The sequence below is a fragment of the Chloroflexota bacterium genome (assembly GCA_016197225.1).
Classification (GTDB): Bacteria; Chloroflexota; Anaerolineae; order Anaerolineales; family VGOW01; genus VGOW01.
Genome location: JACPWC010000095.1, coordinates 21,880 through 46,204, shown reverse-complemented (window position 1 = coordinate 46,204; position 24,325 = coordinate 21,880). Strand labels below are relative to the sequence as shown.

The following is a 24,325-nucleotide window of genomic DNA, read 5'->3' as shown; positions in this document are numbered from 1 at the left end:
GAATACCGATTCCGAATAAAGTGACCTCCAATCTCGTATGATAAGTAGAAAGTAGAAAGGATCGCCAACCTGTGGCCGCATTGGCCGACTCGACCATTTCAAACGAACTGGATTGGATCGCCTGCGCTCAGCAAGGCGACCGTCAGGCGTTCGGCGAACTGGTTGAACTGCACCGGCCGGGCGTGCTCAACGTGGTGTACCGCATGTGCGGCGACCCGCAGTTGGCGGAGGAGGCCGCCCAGGAGGCCTTTGTCCGCGCCTGGCAGAACGTCCGGCGCTATAACCCGCGCTTTGCCTTTCGCAACTGGGTCTACCGCATCGCCCTCAACGTCGCCGTAGACGTTTTGCGCCGAAGGACGGAAACGATCGCCATCGAGGCCGAGCCTCTGACAGCGGACGTAGACGGCCCGGAAGCGTCGCTGGAGCGCAAGGAGCAGATCGAGCAGGTGCGGCAGGCGGTGCTCGGCCTGCCCCCGGCCAGCCGGGCGGTGCTGATATTGCGAGAGTATGAGGGAATGGCTTACCAGGAGATTGCCGACGCACTGGATATTCCAATCGGAACCGTGATGTCCCGCTTGAATTACGCTCGTAGCCAGATTCGTCAGATCCTGCGCCGCTTTTTGGAGGAGACATGAGCGAACACGTAATTGCCTGGATTACTGCTTATCACGACGGCGAATTGTATGGCGCCAGGCTATTCCAGGTTGAGACTCATTTACGCGATTGCTCCGCCTGCCGGGCCGAGCTGGAGGCGCTGAAAGCTCTATCAGGGCTGTTACAGAAAAACCCTGCTATGCCAGCGCGCACAACCCCTGAGCGTTTTGTAGCTCAGGTGCGGCTACGAACCCGACCTCATCCGGCCCAACGGCGGACGCGGCAGGCGGGTTGGCTGATCGTGCCACTGAGCCTGTTGGGAATATGGGCCTTCCTGCAAGCCGTTCTACTGTTGAGCCGTCTAGTGCTGATGGCGCTCCCGCTGTCCGGCGGCCTGCTGGGCGCTCAGACCGAATGGTTCCCCGGCCAGAGGACGGCCCAATTATTCGTGCTCGACACGGCGTTCACCGCCGTGCTGGCCGCTCTGCTTTGGGGCTGGCTGGCCGGTTGGTGGGCGGCTCACTCAAAACATAATCGTTCAGCCGACGAAACTGCCGGGTGATCCTGTTGTTAGGCGTTCGCAACTTTCAGAATGTATTGTCGTATCTATTATGAGTTTAGGAATGCCATTCGGTTTCGGTCAATCGGGTCCAATTCCGTGAAACTCATCCATATAATTCAAAAAAGGAGCAATAAAAATGAATTCAATCAATAAGACCACTGAGCTGGAAGATATGAAAATAGGTGTCAAAATGAAGCTTGCAGCGCTGTGGGCGAGTTTTATGTTTCTCTACATCTATGTAGATTATTTCCACTTATATATGCCGGGCTCAATAGAAGATATTCTGGCAGGAAAAGTATTTACATTTGATATTTCATATGTCTTTCTACTGATAGCAATGATTTTTGTAGTAATTCCAGCTCTTATGATTTTCCTTTCCGTCGCCTTGTCAGCTAAAGTAAATCGTTGGACAAACATAATCGTGGCTACGGTATATATTCCTTATATGTTGTTTAATTTGGCAGGAGAGGCTTGGGTGCACATGTATTTTGCTGCAGCTGTAGAAGTCGCTCTTCTTTTACTAATTATCCGTTATGCATGGAAGTGGTCTAACCCTGAAGATTAGCCCTAATTATAAAGAACGCCCAACAACCGCTTGTACTTGGCCGCCTCCGGCGCGGGTATGCGCGCGCTCTGGGGTAGCATAGGCTCTAGTTTTGAAAGGAGTCTTGCCAGAGTCGGCGGCAAGTGAAGCGGAGCGATAAGGAGATCGCAATGGATCATTTCAAAATTCTAAAACGCGCGTTTTCGATTACCCTGGATTATCGGGCGCTGTGGGTGTTCGGCATTCTGTTGGCCCTCACCACCGCCGGGAGCGGAGGCGGCAGTAATGGCGGCGGGGGTGACGGCGGCGGCTTCAACGGCCCTTCCACAGGAGGCTGGCCTGATATCTCTCCACAGGTGATCAGCGCCTTAATCATTGCCGGGATCGCCCTGCTCCTGGTCGTGCTGGTGTTGGCCGTGGTTGGCGCGGTGGTGCGCTATGTCTCCGAGACGTCCTTGATCCGCATGGTGGATCAGCACGAAGGCGCCGGCGAGAAGCTCGGGGTGCGCCAGGGATTTCGCCTGGGTTGGTCGCGGCCGGCCCTGCGCATCTTCCTGATGGACTTGCTGCTCGGGGTGAGTGTCACAGTTGTTTTCCTGCTGTTACTGCTCATTTCAGCCACCCCCTTGCTGGTCTGGCTGACCGACAGCGTACCGGCCCGCGTCCTCGGTACCGTGCTAACGGCTGGGCTGGCAATGCTGGTGATCTTCGCGGGGATCGCCGTGAGCATCGTCCTATCACTGCTCTTGCAGTTCTTCCGCCGGGCAGTCGTGCTGGAGAATCTGGGGGTGATGGCAGGCATGCGCCGCGGACTGCAACTCGTTCGCCAGCGCCTGGGTGATGTGATCGTGATGGGCCTGATCCTGTTCGGCCTGGGGCTGGCCTGGGTGATTGTGACGATCCCGCTCGTCATCGTGTTGCTGATAGCGGCAGTAGTGTTGGGCGGATTGCCGGCGCTGCTGGTGGGGATGATCGTCAGCCTGTTCACCGAAGGCCCCACGCCCTGGATCGTCGCCGCCATTGTAGGCGCCCCAATCTTTTTTCTGGTCATCGGCGCGCCACTGCTATTCCTGAACGGCCTGACCGAGACTTTCCAGTCCAGCGCCTGGACGCTGACTTATCGAGAACTGCTGGCGCTGGAGAGCGCCCGGCCAGCGTCCAGCGCCGGCAACGACTCTCAACCGGAGCCTCCGGCTGAGGCGTGAGCTTTCAATGGCTTTCGTGTTGCCGTTCGATCCGTTGCCCGATGTCTGTCGGTCTGTCGGCACGAAGAAGTGTTCACTACGAAAAGTTATGGGGCGCGAACCAGCGCCAGTGAAGCCTTGAGGATGGTGGCCGGCGAAACGTCCACGAAATCTTCCTGCTGTTGCAGAAGAATGTCCCGCAACAACAACTTGAGATCGTCGTGACGGTCGGCGGCAGTGACCAGGCGGTTGAGGAATGGCCGGTTGAGGAAGAGCTTGCGTAGGCGATGGCAAAACACAAACAACCTTTGGTAGCGGCGGCGCAACAAACGATCGTAGCCGGCCAACCGCTCAGGCGAAAGGTCACCGCTTTCAAACATGGCGCTCAGATGCTCGGCGGCGAGATGGCCCGATTCGAGGGCAAAGTCAATGCCCTCACCCGTGAGCGGGTTGACCAGGCCGGCGGCTTCCCCGGCCAGAAGCACCCGTTCGCCAAACGTCGGCGCGGTCGCAAAATCAATCCGGATCGGATAACCCTTGATCGGACTGACGCGGCGCGCCCCGGCCAGCAATGGGCGCAAGTTCGGACTCTGGGTGAACGGTTCAACCGCCGCCCGCGTGTTGAGCTGCGTGCCCCGCCCCGGCCAGAGCATGACGCCCACGTTGGCCGATGAGGCTGAGGTGGGAAACAGCCAACCATAGCCGGGCAAAGGCACGCCGTCGAATCGAAAGTGAAACGTGTCAGTCAGGCCGGAGAGATTCTCGTAATAAGCCCGCGCCGCGAGCGCCATCCCCGGCGGTCGCTTGAGCAGTCCCATCTGTTGCAATAGTTTATGGTTCGCACCGGTGGCGACGAGGACCAACCGCCCCCGAACCGAGAACGAGCGTCCGTCAAGGTCTCCCGTAACCAAAACGCCATCACCTTCCGGCGCTACGTTGGTCACGTGAACGCCGCCGCCAAATTTTGCGCCGCTCTTCAACGCCCCTTCCAGAATGATGGTGTCAAGGGTGAAGCGCGGAATGATCAGCGAATAGTCCGGCCACGATTCTGATTTTGGCATCCGAACGCTGACCGTGTCGCCTCTGGGTGAAACAACGTTTGCGACGTTGATGAGCCAGCCGATCTGTCGTAGCTCGTTCAGCAGGCCCATGCCGTCGAGCGCGACCAGCGCGCGGCGTCAGGCCGTCGCCGCAAGTTTTGTCCCGCGGAAAGTTCGACTTGTCGAGAAGCAGAACGTCCAGCCCGCGCCGGGCCAGGACCTGCGCCGCCGCTGCGCCGCCGGGGCCGGCGCCGACGACGATGATGTCGTGTTGAGCCGTCATCAGTCAGTGGAGCCGCCCAATCCGTGTTGCGTGGCGCACGGGCGGGCAGGAGGTGACACCTGCCTCAGTCAGTTCTACCGGGGTTGGCAGCGATTTCATGGGCTTTGTTATAAACCGAAATGGGTGGAACGCCAATGCTCAAAGAGTGAGGCGCGAAGGGTCTCCAGGCCAGCGCAAAGATGCTTCGGCCCCAAAAGCGGGCCTCAGCATGACATTACCACTAAACTGGAATACACCCAGAGTCGATATCACTGGCCGAGCATCGCCAGCACGCGCGAGGCCTCGTCGGGCGTGGCCAGGCGCGGCAGGCCGGCTTCCACGATGGCCGGTATCCAGTTGAACTCACGTACGCCGTCGGGCGTGAGTGCCGCCGAGAAGATGGCGGTGTAGTTGGCCGGGAAGCCGAAGTCGTCGAACACAAAATTGCCAAGGCTGTAAACGATCAATCCGTTTTGATAATGCTCGACGGGCTGTAGAACGTGCGGGTGCGCCCCCAGCACCAGGGCCGCCCCACCCTCAATGGCGGCCTGCGCCTCCTGGCGCTGATTGGGCGACGGCTCCAGGCGGCCTTCGTAACCGGAATGCAGAAGAACGATGATCACGTCGGCTTCGGCGCGGGCGGCAGACACGTCGGATCGAATGCGGTCGGCGTTCGCCCAGGCCACCCCTGGTGAGTCCGCTGTCGCCGTCCAGCGGCGGGTATCGAATCCCCCATCTTCCACCAGCACATTCACGTAAGCCAGAAAAGCAAGCCGCAAGCCATTGTGCTCGACAATCACAGGCCGGTGCGCGGCAGTTTCGTCTGCGCCTGCGCCCACGTAGGCAATGCCGCGTTCATCAAGCAGGCTCTGGGTGTCGGCGAGGGCCTCAGGGCCGTAATCGAAAGCGTGATTGTTGGCCAGGCTCAACACGTCAAACCCGGCCAGAGCCAGCGCCTCGGCGGCAATTGGCGGCGCGGCGAAGGTGTAGGCTTTGCGCGGCTCCGGCTGGCCGCGATCCGAGATGGCGCACTCGAGGTTGCCCACCAGCAAGTCCGCCGAGTCGAATGTGGATTGCACTCCGGCAAACACAAACTGCGGCCCTTGCGCCAGAATTTGCTCGCCAATGGCGCGGGCCAGCATGAGGTCGCCGACGGCCATGAGTGATACTTCGCGGGATGGCGTGGGCGAAGGTTCAGTCGTGGCCGAAGGGAAGGGGGTGAGCGTGGGCGACGCGGTTGGCCGTAATGCAGTTGGCGTGAGGGTCGGAGCAAGAGTCGCCGCAGGTAGAACAGTGGCGACCCGAGGTGGTGGCAAGGTGACGATGAGTGTGGAGGGGGGTTGGGTGCAAGCAGTGAGTATGACAACGAGGATGAAAGCGGCGGGCCAGCGGGGCATGAGTGGCAATGATCCTGTTCAAAATTGAGGTTGTGCAATCCTGCTGCAAAAATTGCTCTTGCGTCGGGCCAACGATGGGCATCACCCGCACGCCTGCCCAAACTTGTGCGGCCAAGACCGGCCAGTACAACAAGCGCGCAGCGCGAGTCGGTGGATGCAGCGGTGGGCGGCGCTACGCCTTGCCTCACTGTGTGAATGTAAATATAGGCATACGGAATCCTGCCGCGGGCGGTGCACTCTAGGTTACTGTTCAAGGCGAGTGAGACTCGAATTGCACTTCTGGATAATCGAGCGATGGACCGTTCAGCAGCGGCGACGGCTGATTCTTCAGGTACTTGTCAAAGAACGCGAGCATATATGCATCCACAACATGCAGAGTGCGTTCGCCGTTCAACGTGCCCCTCTCTGGCAGAAGCCCGCCGAGCGGCGTCAAGAGCGGATAATCGCCAAAGTCATCATGGAGGACACCCGCGAGCTTAAGATGAAAAGCAGGTGCACTGACTCCTTGATACAGCATGTCGAGACGCGCTAGATTGTCCATCTTCCACATTTTCGTCTCGCTTTGCATGAACATGAACGGCTGGCGCAACGGTTCCGAGACCACTCCCTCAGGCAGAGGCTCATACCAACCGTCCTGGGCGAGTCCAGCTTTGCAACGCACATCAATATGACATGTCCAGACCATTGCCCCGCCGCCGAGCGAGACGCCAGTCAAACCGATTCGTTGCAGGTCGAGTTTCCCTGCAAAGCGCGAATCCAGTTTGCCCGCGTCCAAGAGTTGCAATTGATCCATCACGAAACGCTCATCGGCGACTAGAGTCGCTTCCAATTTTTCGCGCGCTTCTTGATCGCCGGGCTGGTTTCGTCCCGCCGGAGGCAACATTGCGGGATCATTCACCACGACACGCCCGTCCGAGAAAACGGTGAACATCGAGGCGTAGGGATGGTCAATAGCGATGGCAACATAACCCGAGCTTGCCAGCGCTTCCATCTGATTAAAGCTGGCGGTACGGTAACCTGTGTAGCCGTGAGAGTAAATGATGATGGGGTACGGCGCTCCGTCGTTCAGAACCGGCGTGTCTCCGTAAGAATGCGTGCGCACCAGGCGCAAATGTTCCAGAGTAAAGGAAGGCACCCCGAGAAAATCGCCGAACGCGGGTAACGCCGCATCGAAATTGTCCAAGAAAGGAGTCATCTTGGCATCTGCCATTAGTTGGGCGGGATACCAAATCTGAACCATCAATTCGCGCTTGGCATTCGGGTCGGACGAATAAGTTTCGGCGCGCGTCGTGTCCGTCCAATCGTACAAGACAGAACCGACCGCATAAGGACCGGGCGGCGTTGGCAAGCGCGGCACCGGAAGTATGATTGGCAATGTGACGGCAACGAGCCACAACAGGAATGCGAATCCACCGGCGACGAACGCCAACGCGCCGCGCGGCGGAATTTGGTCAGTGTTTTTCAACAGACCCGGCAAAGTGAGCAAAAACAGCACGGCAGTCAACACGTAAGAGAGCGCCATCTGCCAGCGGTATTGTTCCACGATCAGATGCACGAGGGTGATGACGACGATCCCGGCGGGTAAAAACTTGACCCAACGAAGTCGAGGGCGTAACGGGATGTACACCATCAACAAGGTGACCAAGTTCAACAGCAGAATTATTATTTCGAGTGAGCGCATCAAGATCCTTTCAACAAATCAGCGCGGGACAGTCCGGCCGAATATGATTAGCCTTCATTTCGACCTGAAACCAAAATATTGTGTAAACCGCATAAGATACCCGTCAGGGTCTTGGACGAGAAACTCAAATTGACCTTCTTCTCTATCTGGCGCTATTTCATACCAAGATTCTTTTGGATTGCTGAAAAATGTAAAGCCAGCCGCGCTTAATGAATTTGACACGGATTGTATATCTGGGACTTCAATTTGGAAATTGACGCCTCTGCCTAGCGGGCGCTCTAAAACATCAGTTCGCCATGTCGTATCATGCTCTTGCTCAAGCATTAGTTGTGCCTGCCCAAGTTCAATGTAAGCGAAATCTGGATTGTTGCGACTAAATCGAATCGAAAAGCCAACAGCCTTATAAAACCGCAGAGACTCTTCAATGTTGCTCACGGTTAGTTCTGGTACCAGGGGATTCCAATAATCTTCAACCATAATGAAAAAACGCCCAATGTTCCGCGTCAGTGGTTTTGCTCCGCGCACTTTGCGGAGCAAAACCACTGCATGTGGGGGTTAGCCCGCCGTTTGATCGGAAAACGACCATATTTCATCAACAACAATCCCAATTGTATAGAACTCTGGAAAAATCCCGTTTCTGCAAGTCTTGTTCCAAGACAAAGAAATTCCCTATGCCACTATCGCCCCACATAATATCTGCTTTTCCATCAGTGTCCATTTGGAAAAGCAAAATGTAATTCTCGTCTTTATATTTTTTACTATGTCTGGGGTCGCTTTGTGTGAAATAAGGATAACCGCCAATCTTATGCCCCGCTGAACTAAAAAGTTGTTGATATTCATCGCAAATCTTGTAAAACTCATCCTTAGATTGAGGGACATTTTGTCCAAAGATTTTCGGCTCAAATTGATAATCGGCGGTGGGTATTGGAGCGTAGTGTAGGTCAAAGGTAAGTGAGCATGATTTTTGCAAAGGCAACATATCAAATTTAGGCAAAAACCTAAAATCCGTTACCAGTTTGCTTTCATCCTTAAGAACGTCGGGAAAATAAAGGATTGTAAAACCGTCCTGTTTTGCCAAATCTTCAAAACATATACCATAAACATCGTCCCCGCCCGAAATATAAAATTGTAAAACCCCTTTTTCAGGGAAAGTCTCTAATTTTGGGGTTTCAGCAAAATTGATTTGAGCAAGTAAAAACATTGCCTGCCCGTTGGAATCTTTAGGGTAGTGAAAGTTTTTCGGAAGATATGGAAAACCACCGAATTTACTTTGCCATAGATGAAGGTTGCTTTCCGTTTTTGCCTCTATCTCTACATGTGGCTTAATGCTGGATTCGATATTTTCTTTGAAAGCAACCAACTCGTTGGGCAACTCAATATCTAATTTGAAATTCATGTGCGACTTTCTGCGGCATATTGAAAACAGAGCGGGCTAACCGTTGAGTCCATGGAAAAATTCCATGTAAAACACAACCTTTTATACAGAATTTCGCTTCTGCAAAATCATCTGCTGGGGCATTCTACTTCCGGCCCCGCTTCTTCGCCAGCAGTGAAGAAGCCGTGGACTCGCCGCTGGCCGGGGGCGCGGGTGGCGGGCAGGCTCGATTGTGCAATCCTGCCGCAAAAATTGCCCTTGCCATTCGGCCAAATCGGCATACACTATTGACAAGCGACTCGTAAGTCCCAGTGTCACTGGCTCCATATTTGGGAGTCCCAATCCGCTATTTTGAGCGGTGGTTATCGGTGCCTGGGGGGAGCCGCTTTTTTATTTGCGAGTGCGTTTCTTTGCTAACAATGAAGCCGCCGTGGTCTCGCCGCTGGCCGGGGGCGCGGGTTGCGGGTTGGGCGGCGGTGTGATGATGGCTGGCGGGGGTGAAACCTCGGCAGGCGGTTTGGCGGCTGAGGGATCGAGCGGCGATTGGGTTGTAGGGGCAATCCTGGGTGATTGCCCTGACTCTGGGCCGACAGGGCCGACACGTGGGTCGGCCCCTACGCCGGAAACGCCCGCGCGTTGCTTGGCCTGTTGCAAACGCGACATGGCTTCGACGCGCACCTGCTCGGCCTTCGGGCGGCTGACGCCTTTGGCGATTTCGACGAGGCGGGTGTAGGCGCGTTGTAAATCGTAACGGCTGATGACGAGTCGCCGAATGGCAATGTCGAACGGCAGGAGCAGGACGGCCAGGAACAGCAGATACGGCCAAAGCGGGCTGGTCACCTGCCGGGCAATCAGGTCGTGGTTGAAGGCGGCGTCCGGCCCGGCCACGCGGCAAAACACTTTGCTTTCAGGAATCGGCTCGTTGGGAACCGGCACCACACAGCCGCCGGCCGTGAGTTGGGCGGCGCGGCCCAGCGCGTTCGGGTCGGCGGTGAGCGTTTTGTATTCGGGTGAGTAGGTCAACACCCAGCCGGACGTTTCTCCAACCGAGGCGGCGTCTCCGTTCGGCCCGGCGATGCGAATCAAATATGCGCCCGGCTCGGTCGGCGTAAAGTCGGCTTCGTAGCGTCCCGGCGCGGTCTGAATCATCTCCACCAACTGCGACGTTCCATCCGGCGAAATGACGTTGGCTTGCAGGGCCAGGTTGTTGATGAACTGGCCGTCGTTGTTGTAAGCGTCCACGGCCAGAGTGGCGGTTTCGCCGTCGAGAGTCACGTCGGCGGTGATGTCCGACTGCACGCTCTCGTTGATCGTGTAGCGCACGGCCTGAGCAAAGAACGTGGCAAAGCCGTCCCACTTCACCCACTGCTCGGCCCAGCGCCCGGTCGCGTCCGAAGTCCAGGCCACCGACTTGCCGAGGCCGTATTGCCACGAAGCCAGAAGCGGATCGCGCGAGCCGTCGGCCAACTGCGAAACGAGAATCGTTTGCGCCGCCTCTTTCGGCGATGTGCCCACGTAGCCCAACAACTGCGGCACAGCCGAGATGCCTTCGAGGATCGGGCTGATGCCGACGCGCTCCGGGAAGAACGTCTCTTCGATGATGTAAGCGCGGGTGGCAAGCGTGGTCTCTTCAGTGAAGATTTCGGGGATGCTGGCCGGGTCGGCGGCGAAGTGGTAGCGGCCACCGCCAACTTGGGCCAACTGCTCCAGCAGTTTCTTGTCGGCGTCGTTGCCCATCGCCACCGACGACAGGGTGATGTTGTTCTCTTCGTACAACTGTTGAACAAGTTCAGGAATGCCGGTCGCGCTGGCGATGCCGTCGGTGAGCAGGATAGTGTGCTTGAGTTGGGCGTCGTCGTCCGGCAGTTCGGAGGCCATCAACCGCACGCCGGCCATGATGTCGGTGCCGCCGTCGGCGCGGATCGAAGCGATGCGATTGATGACAGTGTCCGGGTCGTCGAGCGGCGTGATTGGCACGACCCAACTGGCCGAGTCGTCGAACTGCACCACGCCCACCTTGTCGGTCGGCGAAAGAAGTTCGACGGCGCGAATGGCGGCTTCTTTGGCGAGTTCGATCTTCTGCACGCCGCCGCTGGTCTCCGACATACTGCCGGAATGATCAATGATGAAGACGATGGTCAGCCGGGGCCGCCGCTTCTGATCCTTCAACTGCATGTCAACCGGGAGAACGTCTTCCAGCGGGGTGCGGAAGTAGCCGCCCACTCCGAAACTCTGCGGGCCGCCGATCACGAGCAGGCCGCCGCCGAGATCGCGCACGTATTGTTCAACCGCCGCTTGCTGGCGCGGCGTGAATTGCTTGGCCGGAACGTCCACCAGCACCACCGAAGCATACTCGGCCAGCAGAGGCAGTTCGGACGGCAGGCCGGTTGGCGGAACGCGGTCGAGATCGATTCCGGCGGCGTCAAGCGCGGCGACCAGAGCCGCGCCCTCGTCCGTGCCTTCTTTGTTTTCGCCGACGACGACCAGGACTCGCGGCGGGCCTTTGACCTGTGAGAACGCGGCCAGTTCGTTGTTCTGGTAAAAGGTGTCGCCGCTGTTCGCGGGGGAAAGCTGGACTCGGTACGAGATGAACCCCGGTTTGCCCGCCTTCAGCGGAATTGTGTACGAATGCTCGCCCACCCGCAGGTCGAGCGTGCCTTCGTAAACCACCTCCGACCCGGCAAAGACGCGCACGCCCGCCTTTTGCACCCTCGTCGAGTTCACCGTAATTTCAAGATCGAACTCTTCGCCCTGCCGCAAAGACGAAGGCGCATCTACCGTCGTGAGCAGGGCTTCGTCGAAGGCCTCAAGGTTGCGGACAATTGGAACGGCCATGATCTGCACGCCCGCCGTCGCCGCCAGCCGGGCCGCCTCTTCGGCGTTGCCCGTCGTGGCGACCCCGTCCGACAAAATGACAATGCGCTTGGCGGCCTGACCGGGGAACAGGGCCAGCGCCAGGCGGATCGCTTCGGAGAGATCAGTCTGCGTCGTCGTCGGAATCGAAGTGAACTCTTGAATGAGGCGCGAGGTTGACATGGGATGCTCGACCAGCGCATCGCCGCCGAACAAGACGATAGCCGCCTTGTCGTCCGGCCCCATCTTGCTCATCGAGTCGCGCACCCACCCCACTGCCAGCGCCTGGCCCTCGTCCGGCATCGAGTCCGACACGTCCACCAGAAAGACGACGGCCAGATTGTCCGCCGCCCGCACGGCTTCGAACCCGGCCAGCGAGAGCACGATGGAGGCAAAAATGATCAGCCGCACGATCAGGCTGAGAATCTCCCGCCGCCGCGCGGCCGAGCGCGACGGCCACCCCAGCCAGAGAATGAGCGGGGTGAGGAGGAAGAGGAGGAGAAGGAGGGGGGTGGTGAAGGTCACGAGAAACAGCAAGATTATTGTGGTTGTCGCTGAAAATGGGTAAAGACTGTAGAGAGTTTCAAGAACATGCCACTCATAAATAGGCGGAAGACAAGATTGAGGCTACTGAACTTAAAGACCATCTCTTCCAGAAGCGCTAACCCTAGAACAAAACCGAAGGTCAATAAAGCCAAAACAAACTTCCGCTTCTTGATATGTTCTGCAAAATAGATCATGAACCATCCAGATGCAAAGGCAATAGCCGCCAACAGAGGTATCCAGTCAGGATTTTCCTTTACAGTCGCGCCAAATCGCCATGCATAGCCTTGAATTGAATCCACTGCCAGGTAAATCCAGACAATTCCTAACAGACTGCATACAATTGCATAAACCCAATGTTTTTTGGAAACCGTCGAGTCGACCACAGTGTTATTAGCCCCATTAGCATCCTGTGTATTTATGCGCATTGCAACCTCCTAGCAGGCCTTCAACGGATTTGAAAACGGACAAACGGATGCTCGCGCGCCTCATCCGTTTTTCCGATTCCCATCCGTTGAAAGATAGTTGCCCCACTTTCCACAGCCAGCGTCCTGAGCGGAGTGCGGCCCGAAGGGGTTCCGCGCGCAGTCGAAGGATGCGGCCCCTTGCGCAAGCACCGCACCCCCTTCGGCAAGCTCCGGGCATGCTTCGACTACGGCCAACGAACAGCGTGCGGGCATCCGCTCAGGGTGCTTGCCCGTTCATAATTCTCCACACCTCATCAAACTCTCCCGCTTCCGGCCCCTCAAACCCACGCGCCACACCCAGCAGAAAATTGTCTGGCACGGCGCGCTCGCCCCACAGTTCGCCTTTGCGGCTTGCGTTGCGCTGGCGGCAGACGACCAGGGGCACGTCGAACCACACACCGACGGCGGCGGATCCGTGCTGGCGGGCGATAGCCAGCGAGTCGGCGCGCCAGGTGCGGCGGGCGTGGGTCGCATCCAGAATCACGTTTCGGCCCCGCTGCAGTTCGCGTTCCAACCGCTCGTTGAAAATCGCAAATACCCGCCCATTGTTCATCGCGTCCTTGCCTTGCGCCTCAAGCTCGTTCCGAATCTCGTCCGACGAAATCACCTCAGCCTCCAACCAGCCCGCATTCTCGTTGGCCCACACCGACTTGCCGGAGCCTTGAAGGCCGATCAGCAGGTAGACGGTTGCCATCAAGCCCACGCCAAGTCAAACGTGAAACGACAAACGGCAGGCCCGCTCCGCGTGTCGCTTGACGTTTGACGTTTCACTCTTCACGCCCCCACCTTCTTCCTCTGAAAGAACCCTCTCCACCCAGAAGCGCCAGGCACGGAGGAACCGCGATGATACACCCACCACTCGACGATCAAAATGGCAAGCGCGGCGGCGGCCACGTAGGGCCAGAACTCGCGCTGGCCCACCTGCCCGCGCACGGCGGGGGACACTTGCGCCCGGCCAATCGTCAGCGACTCGGCGGGTTGAATCCTGCTCTCCAGTGGGTCGAACAGGTTGACGGCGAAGAAGCCAGCGAACTTGCCGCCCTCTTGCACCGAGGCCGTGCCCACGCCGTAAATACCAAGCTGGCCGGTGTCAGAAAACAGCACCCCGGCCTCGCTGGCGGGCGCTACGAAGAACTGGCCGTCCGGCGCTTGAATGCCGACGGCCTGTTGCCCAACTTCCGGCCTAATCGTCACCGTGTCGCCAGGATGCACCGTCTCGCCCGACTCTGAAATTACGGTTGAGGGCGTGAGCCAGGTGATCAAGTTCGAGACCAAAATTGGATAAGCAATCTGAAGCGGCAGGTCGGAGTCACGCAGGTCGAACGTAAAGACGGCAATGCGGCGGCGGTCGAGCGTGCCGACGAACACCAGCGGCTTGCCGTCAACCGAGATCAGCGTCCGCGCCCAGGCCGGGGTTTGCACTTCTCGCGCGCGCAAAACGTGAACGTTGCTGAAATCCACGAAGCTCAGAAGTGGATCATCCACAAGCGTGATCGTGCCGGTGATGGTCGGGGTGAACACGTCGCCGACGGTGAACAGCGGGTTCGGCGGCGGATTGACGAGCAGAAGTTCTTTCGACGGCAATGTGTTGGAGATCACGCCGTCGTAAACGTAGAGGTCGAACGGGTCGGTCGGGAGTTGCGCATCCACCGACTGGCGGAACGGTTGCAGGCCGGGGAGCGCGGCCAGCAGTTGCTCGATGAAGATGTTGCCGTCGCGCGAGATGAACAGAGCGCGGCCAGTTTGCGGCGGGTTATACACCGCCCAGGCCTTGTCGTCTGTGGCCAGGTGATCAGTGTTGGCGGCCCCGACAGGCGGCGATAGCACCGCCTCGGCCAGCACGGTGCCTTCGTAAGCCTGAACGATCACGTTCGACGTTTTGCCTGCCGGAACTTCAAGCTGTTGGGCGTTGAAAAGTTCGCCGTCGAGGTTGAGGGTGAGAATGGTTCTGGCGTTAGCATCGCCATAATTGGTGACGCTGGCGAACAGTTGAGGGCCGCCGCTCGCTGGGCGAAGCGAGAGGGCGCTGATTCCCAGATTGGCCGGTTGACTGCCGACTGGAACGTAACGCACTTCGCCGGTGAGCGCCGGAAGTTTTTCGGGGAGGCCGCCATCTGAAATGAGCACCGTGGTCGAATTGGCAACGCTTCCATTGGCCCCTGCCGCCAACGCAAAGGCGGTTTCCCAATTGGCCGAGCCAATCGTCGGCTGGGCAGCGTTGATTGCGTTTCGTAGTTCCAGCTTGTCATTCGTGGCCGAGGCCAGCACGCGCGGCTGAGGGCCGACGAGGATGATTGTCATAAGGCCTTCCTGAGTCAGATCGTTGGCAAGCTGGCGGGCCACTGCCTGGGCCGCCTCGAAGCGCGACGGTTGAACGTCGGTGGCATTCATGGAAGCTGAGGCGTCGAGCAGAACCGTGACCTGCCCCGAAGCCACAACCGGAACCGGAATGAAAGGCCGGGCCAGCGCCACCACGAGCAAAGCCAGCAGAAGCAGTTGCAGAAGCAGAAGCAGGTTGCGCCGCAGGCGTTGCCAGGGCGCGTTGGCCTCGCGGTCGCGCAGAACCATGCGCCACAACATCGTGGACGACACTTCCGTCTCGCGGCGGCGCAGTTTGAGCATGTACAGAATCACAATCGGTACAGCTAGTGTACTGAGAGCGAGAAAGAGAGGGGCTAAGAAACTCATCAGAACAATAAAAGAGGGTCAGCATCCTGAGCGGAGCGGCGGTGCTGCTCGCCGCGTAGTCGAAGGATGCGATCCCATTCGCGAGACCCGCATCCTTCGACTACACTCCGCTTCGCTCCGTTCCGCTCAGGATGCTAGTTGCGTTATTTCACCAGCCCCATCCGTCGCATCTGATACAACACCACCTCATCCCACTTCGTCGAAGTTGTCACCGGCACGTAGTTGACGCCGCGCTTGAGGCAGTGCGTTTCGATCTCGTCGCGCCAGCCCTGCACCCGGCGCTTGTAGAGATCGCGCAGTGGCCCGTCAATCGAAACATCCTGCGGGTCGCCCGTCTCGGAGTCGATCAGCCGCAAGTCGCCGGCCAGGGGCGGGTCAACTTCTTCGGGCGCAAGCAGGTGAAGCAGGTTGACTTCGTAGCCCTGGCTTTGCAGAGCGTTCAGCCCCGGTTGATAACCGGCGGGTGAAAACAAATCGGTGAGCAAGAAGCCCAGCCCGGCGCGCGAGCTTGCCATTGCATAATCGCGCAAAGCGCCGTTCAGGTCGGTCGTGCCGGACGGCTTCAACTCGGTGAGGAATTTGATGAGGCGGAAGGTGTTGCCGCGCCCGCGCACCGGACCGAAACGAACCGGGCGAGCGTCATCGCCGCTAAAGGCAATCATCGTCAGGCGGTCGCCGGCGGCCAGGGCAATGTGGCCGATGGCGGCGGCCAGGTGGAGGGCGTATTGAAACTTGTTGCGCTCTTTCGCAGTGGCGTTATCCCCGTTCGTTGACTCGTCCGGCCAGTTCATCGAGCGCGAGGCGTCAATCAGCACATGCACCGACAAGTCCTCTTCTTCCTCAAACAATTTGATGAAGGGGCGCTCAAGTCGGGCGTAGACGTTCCAGTCCACCCGGCGCAGATCGTCGCCTTGCACGTAATCGCGGTAGTCGGCGAACTCGAGGGACGTGCCGCGCTTGGTCGAGCGGCGCTCGCCCTTCATCTGCCCGGCGCGCACCCGCGAGGCCACGAGGGAAAGCTGGTCGAGCTTGCGGAGAGTCGATTCGTCGAGAAACACAAATACCTGCTTTACTCTCACTCGCCCGGCGATGAATCGCCGGGCCAAAAAACAAAGCCCGATGAATCGGGCTGACGAATTGCGATCTAGTTGGCTTTAGCCAACTTCGCATTTTCAGCCCGGAGTTTCAACTCCGGGCGAAGGTGCAGGAACAGTTTTGCCAGGAACATCCTTCTTCAAAGTGGCTTCGGACTCGGCGATCTGCTCAAGCAACTTCTCTTTATACTCAAACAATAGTCGCTTTGGCAATCGCAACGAAACCAGCTTGGCACGCAACATGTCTCGATACCAATCCACTCCCAACTTCAGCCCGGTACCCGCTTGGTGTGGTGGATTGTAAAAACTATCATGCTTGCTCCACTCCACAGCCCAATATTCCACAACATCCTGTGTCTCATCCAAAGCATTTCGGTCAAATGTTCCCGCTTGATCGCGCGAAAAGGAGGCTTCACCACTGCTGTAATCAAGCATATGCTCAAATGGGTCGTACCACGACCCAAGTAAGTGGCCAACGAAAGCTTTGGCCTCCCAACCAATTTCGCTCATAAGAGACTGAAACTCTTTGGTGAATCGTATTTGATCGTGAGCATCAAGCTCGGCGACTGAAATCCATTCCTCGCTGCGACTGATAGGCATTTTTCACAACCACCTTATGTGTCCGGGCTGTTAGGCCGCCGTTTTCTCTCTTTCTCTTCGCTCCGGCGGTTGCTTCGACACTGTCTTGAGCAGTTCGGCGGTGATGTCGTCGGGCGAGACGCCCTCGGCCTGGCCCTCGAAGTTCAACAGCAGGCGGTGGCGCAGGGCGGCGGGGGCGACGATGGAAATATCTTCAAAAGCCACGTTGTAGCGGCCCGACATCACCGAGGCGACTTTCGCGCCCAGGATGATGGCTTGCGCGGCGCGCGGACTGGCGCCGTAACGGACAAATTGCTTCGCCATCGGTGTGGCCGACTCGTGCTCCGGGTGGGTGGCCACTACCAGCCGGGCTACGTAATCCGAAACGTGGGTGGCGACGGGAGTCTGCCGCACAAGTTCGCCCATGCGTAAAATAGTTTCCGCATTCGCCACCTTGTTGGCCGTCGGCATTTCTTTGCCGGTAGTGCGCGACAGAATTTCAACCAGCTGGTTGCTCGTCGGAAATTCTACCGACACCTTGAACATGAAGCGGTCAAGCTGGGCTTCGGGCAGAGGATACGTGCCTTCCATTTCAATCGGGTTCTGGGTAGCCAGCACGAAGAACGGCTCGTCGAGCTTGTAGGTCTTCTTGGCCACCGTTACCGAATGTTCCTGCATGGCTTCGAGCAATGCCGACTGAGTCTTGGGCGTGGCCCGGTTGATCTCGTCGGCCAGCACCAAGTTGGCGAACACCGGGCCGGGCTGGAAACGAAATGCGCGGCGGCCCTCTTCACTTTCTTCGATGATGTCGGTGCCGACGATGTCGGCGGGCATGAGGTCGGGCGTGAACTGGATGCGCGAGAATTTCAAATCCAACACGCTCGACAGAGTGCGGATGAGCATCGTCTTGCCCAGCCCCGGCACGCCTTCGAGCAGAGCGTGGTTGCCGGTGATCACGCAAATGAGCACGTGCCGCACTACCTCCTGCTGGCCCACAATCACTTTGCCAATCTCGGCTTCAATGGTTGTTGCCGTGTCACGAAATTGTTGAATGGTTAGTTGGTCGGGCATGTGCTCCTCTTCGAAAGTTAGGTAGCACCCTGAGCAGAGCGGCGGCCCTGAGCGAAACGAAGTGAAGCCGAAGGGTCGCCGCGCAGTCGAAGGGTGCGGTGCTTGCGATTGCGTCGCATCCTTCGACTACAGCCCGCGAACAGCACGCGGGCCTCCGCTCAGGATGCTGGTACTTCATTGCTAAAGTTAAGGCTCTAACGAACTAAAGTAATCTTTGATCACCGGCTTCAACGTCACCGGCGCCTGGCCGCTGTCAACTGCGTGTTGCGCGGCATCGTTGTATTGATTGTAGACTTCGTTGTACGGCACTTGCGACGCACCATCCGTCGGCGGACTGCTGGGGCCTTCGCCCACAATTTCCGAGCCGGGGTCGCCGGTTCCGGGAAGATTCACTTCCGGCCCGCCCGACCCGCCGAGACGATAAGGCGAAAAGATCGGCTCATAACTTCGCGTGCCGCCGTCACTCGGGCCGCCCGCATTGCCGGGCGAGTTCGGCGCTTCGCCGCCTTGCGATTCACCGTTGCCTTCGCCAGAGCCAGCATTGCTACTGCCTTGACCTTGTCCTTGACCTTGTCCCTGCCCCTGTCCTTGTCCCTGCCCTTGTCCTTGACCCTGTTGACCTTGACCCTGTTGACCTTGACCCTGGCCTTGCCCTTGTTGCCCTTGCCCCTGTCCTTGTCCCTGGCCTTGTTGTCCTTGCTGACCCGACCCGGCCTGAGTGACTTGTTGCCGTCCACTGCCCACCTGCCCGGCCGCCGTGGAAGCCGCCTGCGCCTGGGCAACCTGGGAGGCCGTTTGGGCCAACGTGCTGGCCGCCGAATCGAGCGCGGCCTGGGCGGCCTGGGTGTTGCCGCTTTGCAATGCCTCGGCGGCCTGTTGCAGCTGCCCGGCCAATTCAGGATTGGTGGCCTGCAAATCCTGCGCCGCTTGTTCCAGCGTTTGGGCTAACTGCTGTTGCTCGGCGGCAGTCATTTGCGACACGTCAATGTTGCCCAAAGCCGTGGAGGCCGACGACAGATCGCCGTTTTGCAGGGCTTCGCCCAGCCCCTGAGTCTGCTCGTTTTGCGACAGGCCTTCGCCCGCATTCTGCAGAGCCTGCGCCTGCTCCAGCACGCTCTGGTCGGCCAACTGCTGAAGCTGAGTCTCCGACTGCGAAAGCACGGAGACGGCCTGCTCCTGAGTCAAGTCCGGGTTTTGCAATTGTTCGATGGCTTCGTTGAGCGGCTGAGTCAATTCTTCCTTCTGGTCGTCGCTCAACGCCGGGTTGTCTTCGATGTTGTCGCGGATGGCTTCGAGCTGTTCCACCTGCTCGGCAATTTCTTCTTTGACGGCTTGCTGTTGGGCCAGCACCGCAAATTGCTCGTTAGGGATCGCCAACGAAGCGATGACGAGAGCAAACGCCAATAACAACGAGAGGATTTCGATCCGCGACATGCGGATGGGAAGTTGAGCGCGGGGATTGACAGAACGGGCCGCTTCAACCGAGTCGGCCAATTGTTTGTCCACCCACCACGCGGGCGCGTCAATCTTCCGCCGCGCCAGTTCAAAAGCAGTGCTGGTGCGTTCGCCCAGGTCAAACTGCAAATCAAAATAGCGGGCCGCCGTCAGCCGCGAGTAGGGCCAGGCCAGGGCCACGATAGCGCCCCAGGCAAAGCCGAGCACCCCGGCCAGGATGCTGATCTGAATCAACTGTTCCAGCGAGAACACGGCCCGGAGCCGGGCGACGATGGAAAAGCCGAAGGCGATCATCAACCCCAGCATCAGGCCGCGCGCCGCCCAGTTCACCATTTGCCGGAAGCGGAACCAGCTCAGCCAGCCGTTGAGGGTGCTTTCGAGTTCGTTGATGGAAGCTGCCATGTTTGATTGACAAAACGACAAGATGGCAAGATGAAGTATTCATCCTGTCGTCCACTCATCTTGTCATCCTGTCACGTCGTTTCCTTCCGCCGCACCAGTTGAATGCTGATCAGAATCACGATAAGGCTGAAGAATAAGCAGAAGAGCACGTAGGGTATCCATGGAGAAAAAATCGGGATGGAGTTGCCGTTGCTGAGCGGGAAGGTTGAGAAGAACGCGCTCTGGTCATTGATCAATATCGTCTCGGTGACAAAAGCTGTTGCCAGCGGGTTGACGCAGATCAGGATATAAAATGCGTAGACCAAAATTGATTGCAGAAGCGGGCTGGGCGAAAAATTGTTGTAAGAACTGCCATAAAAGAAAAAGTCGTAAGCCGGGATGAAGGTGAGCATCAACAGCGGCAGGCCGAGCACGGCGATGAGGGCGGTAGCGTAGGTGAGCACGCTGGCTCCTAAAGTGCGCCGCATGATGGTGGAAAAGAAAATGCCCGCCGAGCCGGAAGCCAGGGCTGTGACCAGCAACATCGCCAGCGCAATCAGCACTTCTTCAAGCGCAACGCCGCCCAGCAAGAAGGCCAGGCTTTGCAATGGCACGGCGGCGATGAGCAGAAGCACGATGAACGACAGGGCCGAGGTGAGCTTGCCCAGCACCAGCGACCGGGCCGGCAGAAGCGTCGTCCGCAATAATTCATACGTTTGCCGTTCGCGCTCGCCGGAGATTGCGCCGGCAGTGAAAGCCGGGGCGATGAAGCAGACGAGAAACAACTCAATGCCGACCAGCCCGGCGAAAACGACCTTCCCGGCAATCTGTCCGCCGCTCGGCCCGTAAACGTCCACATTCGACGAAGCCGTGTAAGCCAGATACAGCAAGGTGGTGAACAGGCTCATCAGCCCCAGATAAATGGTGAGGATGACAAAGGCCCGGTTGCCGCGCATCCGGCCACGCAGTTCTTTGAGCACCACCGGGTTGGAGGTCAGGCGCTCGCGCAGGGTTCGCGTGGGGCGGGCAACTGGTTTTTGCGGAGCGGGTGCGGCAATTTCGGTCATGATCAAGGGGTCTCTTTCTCAACTCACAATGCCCTGCGTGGCGCGCATGAACACTTCTTCCATGTCACGCACGTCTTCGCTGAAATGAAAGACGGGGATGCCGGCGGTGATCAATTGAGCCAGGATGGCGCTTACTTCTGTGTCACTGCCGTTGTACTCCACCACCAGCTTGTGACGACCGGAGGAGGCCGCCTCTTCTTCCGAGCCTTCGCTCTCCACCTTCGACACGCCCTCAACCCCAACCAGGGCGGCGCGGGCTTCTTCTATGCGGCCCAGCAGGGTGATGTGAATGCGGCGGTGTGGCATGAGCATTCTCTGCATCTCTTCCAGCTTGCCCGTCGCCACCAGCCGCCCGGCTTCCACGATGCCCACGTGGGTGCAAATTTCGGCCACGTCGGCCAAAATGTGAGTGGAGAAGAAGATCGTCTTGCCCATTCGCGCCAGTTCCACCAGCAGTTCACGAATCTCAATGCGGGCGCGCGGGTCGAGGCCGGAGGCCGGTTCGTCGAGAATCAGCACCTGCGGGTCGTGAGCCAGCGTTCGAGCCAGGGCCAGCCGTTGCTTCATGCCGCGCGACAAGCCCTCAACCCGGTCATCCTTGCGATGCGCCAAATCCACCAACTCCATCAAATCGCCGTTGATGGATTGCCGTTGCGCCTCGGGAATCTCGTAACAGGCGCCAAAGAAATCGAGATATTCCCACACCGTCATGTCATCGTACACGCCGAAAAAGTCCGGCATGTAGCCGATGGACTTGCGCACGCTACGCGGGTCTTTGGTCACCGAGTAGCCGGCCACTGTCGCCTCGCCGCTGGTGGGCGACATGAGGGTAGTGAGGATGCGCATCGTCGTCGTCTTGCCGGCCCCGTTCGGCCCCACAAAGCCGTAGATCGCTCCCGATTCCACTTGCAACGACATGTCGCTCACGGCGGTCAGCTTGCCGTAGCGTTTCACCAGATTCTTGATTTCGATGATGGGGGCCATGCTTACCTCTGCACCTCCAGAGTGAAGTCCAGGGCTTCGACACTCACCGAGGTGGAGAAACTTGGGCTTTCGAGGCGCGCGTCAATGCGGCCATCACCGCCCACAAACCGAGCCGGCGATTTGATCACTGTGTCGCCCCAGTTGAGGTTCTTCAGTTCAACCCACACGCCTTCCTGTTGATCCCACAGGCTGACCAACAGAGGCGCTTGCCCGGTTGCGCCGTAAGAGGTGAAGTGCAGGGTTAGCGAGGACACCGAGTTGTAATCAAGCACGATAGAAGGCCGGAAGCGGAGGGAAAAGTAGCCCTGACTCAAATAAGAATCGTAGGGTGCGCCGCCGCCGTTCTGGCCGGGATCGATCAACTCCCATGTCATCAGGCCCGGCGGCACGGTGATGATGCCGTCGCTGACCACCACCTGCGGGTCGAGGCGGATGAGGTAGATCGTCTTGTCTTCCACGTTGAAGCTGTCTCCCACCAGAGACGCTTGCACCGGGGAAACGTCCGACCAGCCGACGAGGTAGGTGCCGCCGCCGCGTCCGCCGGTGCTGTAGGGATCGAACAGCCAGGTGAGCAATGAGTAGCGGCGATAGGTTTCGCGATCATCGTAATAAGAGGTCGTGCCGAGAATGTCCTCGATGGTGGTGTCGTAGCCAGAATAGTAGGTGGAAGGGTAGGACAGGCTGATGCCGACCGGCAAAATCTGGGTGGTATTTTGCGAGATGGATGAGGCGCGGGTGGCGGTGAGCGACACTTTGGCCGTCACCGAACTCCCGGGTTCAATGTCGCCCACACGCTGGGCGCCGCCCGCCGAAAGCACAACGGCGTCGCGCAGGGTGAGGTCACTCTGATTGGTGATCGTGCCTTCAAGGGCCGAGCGACTGCTGCTGATGGAATAGGTGAGCGACGAGGTGAAGCGCGGGGCCGCCGCCTGCCCTTGAGCCACAAACGGGGTGATCGCGCCCACGTCCACCCGAACGTGACGGACGAAGGAGGCGTCGCTTTGCTCCATTTGCGCGCCGTCAAGAGAAAGGTTGACCGAGCGATAGTAAGTGTCGGAAGGCAGTGGCCGCAGAAGCATGTCACCGTCCACTTGCAGATCGTATTCGGAGCGGCGGGGCGAGAAGATGCCGATCAGCGATTCGATCTGGGCGCGGTCGGAGTTCTCCCATACCTGGGCCACCGTGAGGCGGTGCAAGGTGGGCCGCGTGCCGCGCAGGCCAAAGCCGGCGATGTAAGTGATGGCGGTGAACAGCAAGACCATGCTAGGGATGGTGATCCAGGCCAGTTCACGGCGTTTGAGGCGGCGCAGTAACACGTAGTTCAGCGGGCCGATGACGAAGACATAGCCGCCGAGAAAAGTGCACACTTGAAGAGGGTGCGGCAGACCAATGCCGGGGATGGCGTTGACGGCTTCACCGGCATTGTACCAGTTGCGATAGGTGCTCGACCAGCCGGGCCGATCCGTTGACACCGCCAGCACATTCCGGTAGACGCCTTCGATCCCTCTCCAATTCTTAATTGGCGAGAGCGCCGGATCAAAGGTGAACAGGATTGATTTGCCGTAACCATAAAGCCGCTCGGCCACCAGCGGCACGCCGCCGGCGCTCACGACCACCGCCGAACTGGATTGGAGATCGCCAGTGGCCGAGATGAGTGAACCGCCCGGCGCAACGTCGCTGGCGTAAGAGCCGAGCGTGGCAAAGCTGGAAAGCGTGCGCGTGCCGGTGGGGACAATGGGCAGAATGTCGGCCAGGCCGGCGGCCAGCTTTTGCCAGTTGGGGCCGGCCACGGTGATGAGCCGCCCGCCGCTCGACAGCCAGGCTTTGAGGGCATCCTTTTGCTCGGCGTTCAGCAAGCCGGTGTCAATGTCCGAGATGATCAGCACGTCGAGGCCGCGCCAGGCCTGGGCGGCCGGCGGCAGGTCTTCGACCGTCAGCGTGGCCACGCGAGCCTGCCCATTAACCGGGTCAATGTCGCCTAGAATGTTGTAAGTTGAGGGGCTGGAGGCCAGCACCCCGTAGATCAAATCGGAGGGAGAAGTTTGTGTCACCCGGGCCGAGGCGTTGCCCAACACATCCCTGCCGTTGCGATACAAGACCGTGATCTTGCTCACGTAGCCTTCGACGGTCACGTACATGAAGACTTCTTTGCGCGACCCGGCGGGCATTTCCACCGGGCGGACGTATTCTGCAGTCGTGCCGTCGTAGCGCGGGGCGGCCACCACCACCTCTCCGTTTATGTCCGAGCCAGTGTTTGAGAGCGTAATGCGGACCGGAATCCACTGGGCATCTTCGTAGAAGCCGTCGAACCCGGCCCGCACGGTGATAGCAACCGAGTTGGCCTGAGCGTTGGCGCTGTTGGCCGCCGGCGACAGCACTAGAACAGCAAGGATAATGATGAGGAAGAAGCGCGTTTTGGACATGGTGACTCTCAGGAAAAGTCCGATCATTGTGAACAAGACGCTACAAGTAAAAGGTCGGTTCCTGTTAGGATAGCACAGGGC

The 24,325-nt window shown here is 58.7% G+C and carries 21 protein-coding genes; 4 read left to right on the top strand and 17 right to left on the bottom strand.

Annotation, left to right across the window (positions count from 1 at the left end):
- Positions 1-71: 71 nt before the first annotated feature.
- From HYZ49_16470 to HYZ49_16455, 4 genes are all read left to right on the top strand, one after another.
- Positions 72-635 (top strand): sigma-70 family RNA polymerase sigma factor, encoded by a 564-nt coding sequence (locus tag HYZ49_16470; GenBank protein MBI3243879.1) that lies wholly within the window; start codon positions 72-74, stop codon positions 633-635.
- Positions 632-1,156 carry a zf-HC2 domain-containing protein gene (locus HYZ49_16465; protein ID MBI3243878.1) on the top strand — a complete coding sequence of 175 codons (525 nt, stop codon included), beginning with the start codon at positions 632-634 and terminating at the stop codon, positions 1,154-1,156. The genes HYZ49_16470 and HYZ49_16465 overlap by 4 nt, the downstream gene beginning before the upstream one ends.
- Before the next feature lie 136 nt (positions 1,157-1,292).
- Entirely contained in the window at positions 1,293-1,721 is a 429-nt protein-coding gene (locus tag HYZ49_16460; protein MBI3243877.1) for a hypothetical protein, read from the top strand.
- A 149-nt stretch (positions 1,722-1,870) separates the two neighbouring features.
- Positions 1,871-2,905 carry a hypothetical protein gene (locus tag HYZ49_16455; protein MBI3243876.1) on the top strand — a complete coding sequence of 345 codons (1,035 nt, stop codon included), beginning with the start codon at positions 1,871-1,873 and terminating at the stop codon, positions 2,903-2,905.
- An 86-nt stretch (positions 2,906-2,991) separates the two neighbouring features.
- On the opposite strand, the gene HYZ49_16450 is transcribed toward HYZ49_16455, so the two are convergent.
- The 17 genes from HYZ49_16450 to HYZ49_16370 all read right to left on the bottom strand — a co-directional run bounded on the left by HYZ49_16450 (position 2,992) and on the right by HYZ49_16370 (position 24,244).
- Positions 2,992-3,945 (bottom strand): hypothetical protein, encoded by a 954-nt coding sequence (locus HYZ49_16450; GenBank protein MBI3243875.1) that lies wholly within the window; start codon positions 3,943-3,945, stop codon positions 2,992-2,994.
- Complete coding sequence (locus HYZ49_16445) at positions 3,887-4,207, bottom strand: FAD-dependent monooxygenase (protein ID MBI3243874.1); 321 nt, start codon at positions 4,205-4,207, stop codon at positions 3,887-3,889. Before HYZ49_16445 ends, HYZ49_16450 begins: the two co-directional genes overlap by 59 nt.
- A 248-nt stretch (positions 4,208-4,455) precedes the next feature.
- On the bottom strand, positions 4,456-5,583 hold the full coding sequence (locus HYZ49_16440) for a CapA family protein (protein ID MBI3243873.1): 1,128 nt from the start codon (positions 5,581-5,583) through the stop codon (positions 4,456-4,458).
- A 250-nt stretch (positions 5,584-5,833) separates the two neighbouring features.
- Positions 5,834-7,267, bottom strand: coding sequence for a hypothetical protein (locus tag HYZ49_16435; GenBank protein MBI3243872.1), 1,434 nt, complete (start codon positions 7,265-7,267; stop codon positions 5,834-5,836).
- A 51-nt stretch (positions 7,268-7,318) separates the two neighbouring features.
- Positions 7,319-7,741 (bottom strand): VOC family protein, encoded by a 423-nt coding sequence (locus tag HYZ49_16430; GenBank protein ID MBI3243871.1) that lies wholly within the window; start codon positions 7,739-7,741, stop codon positions 7,319-7,321.
- 115 nt (positions 7,742-7,856) lie between these two features.
- The gene (locus HYZ49_16425; protein ID MBI3243870.1) at positions 7,857-8,660 is read right to left on the bottom strand and encodes a DUF1963 domain-containing protein; all 804 of its coding nucleotides are present in this window, start codon (positions 8,658-8,660) and stop codon (positions 7,857-7,859) included.
- 369 nt (positions 8,661-9,029) lie between these two features.
- Positions 9,030-12,017: a VWA domain-containing protein gene (locus tag HYZ49_16420; protein ID MBI3243869.1), complete on the bottom strand. Its 2,988-nt coding sequence runs from the start codon at positions 12,015-12,017 to the stop codon at positions 9,030-9,032.
- A gap of 14 nt (positions 12,018-12,031) precedes the next feature.
- Complete coding sequence (locus tag HYZ49_16415) at positions 12,032-12,463, bottom strand: hypothetical protein (GenBank protein ID MBI3243868.1); 432 nt, start codon at positions 12,461-12,463, stop codon at positions 12,032-12,034.
- Between the two features lie 256 nt (positions 12,464-12,719).
- Positions 12,720-13,196: an ATP-binding protein gene (locus tag HYZ49_16410; protein ID MBI3243867.1), complete on the bottom strand. Its 477-nt coding sequence runs from the start codon at positions 13,194-13,196 to the stop codon at positions 12,720-12,722.
- Positions 13,197-13,276: 80 nt separating this feature from the next.
- Positions 13,277-15,190, bottom strand: coding sequence for a BatA domain-containing protein (locus HYZ49_16405; protein MBI3243866.1), 1,914 nt, complete (start codon positions 15,188-15,190; stop codon positions 13,277-13,279).
- A 143-nt stretch (positions 15,191-15,333) separates the two neighbouring features.
- On the bottom strand, positions 15,334-16,248 hold the full coding sequence (locus HYZ49_16400) for a DUF58 domain-containing protein (protein ID MBI3243865.1): 915 nt from the start codon (positions 16,246-16,248) through the stop codon (positions 15,334-15,336).
- 114 nt (positions 16,249-16,362) lie between these two features.
- Positions 16,363-16,884: a hypothetical protein gene (locus HYZ49_16395; protein MBI3243864.1), complete on the bottom strand. Its 522-nt coding sequence runs from the start codon at positions 16,882-16,884 to the stop codon at positions 16,363-16,365.
- A 30-nt stretch (positions 16,885-16,914) separates the two neighbouring features.
- Positions 16,915-17,934, bottom strand: coding sequence for a MoxR family ATPase (locus HYZ49_16390; GenBank protein ID MBI3243863.1), 1,020 nt, complete (start codon positions 17,932-17,934; stop codon positions 16,915-16,917).
- A gap of 186 nt (positions 17,935-18,120) precedes the next feature.
- Positions 18,121-19,791 (bottom strand): hypothetical protein, encoded by a 1,671-nt coding sequence (locus tag HYZ49_16385; GenBank protein ID MBI3243862.1) that lies wholly within the window; start codon positions 19,789-19,791, stop codon positions 18,121-18,123.
- A 71-nt stretch (positions 19,792-19,862) separates the two neighbouring features.
- Positions 19,863-20,837, bottom strand: coding sequence for an ABC transporter permease (locus HYZ49_16380; GenBank protein ID MBI3243861.1), 975 nt, complete (start codon positions 20,835-20,837; stop codon positions 19,863-19,865).
- Between the two features lie 18 nt (positions 20,838-20,855).
- Positions 20,856-21,812 (bottom strand): ABC transporter ATP-binding protein, encoded by a 957-nt coding sequence (locus tag HYZ49_16375; GenBank protein ID MBI3243860.1) that lies wholly within the window; start codon positions 21,810-21,812, stop codon positions 20,856-20,858.
- Between the two features lie 11 nt (positions 21,813-21,823).
- Positions 21,824-24,244: a hypothetical protein gene (locus HYZ49_16370; protein MBI3243859.1), complete on the bottom strand. Its 2,421-nt coding sequence runs from the start codon at positions 24,242-24,244 to the stop codon at positions 21,824-21,826.
- Positions 24,245-24,325 lie beyond the last annotated feature (81 nt).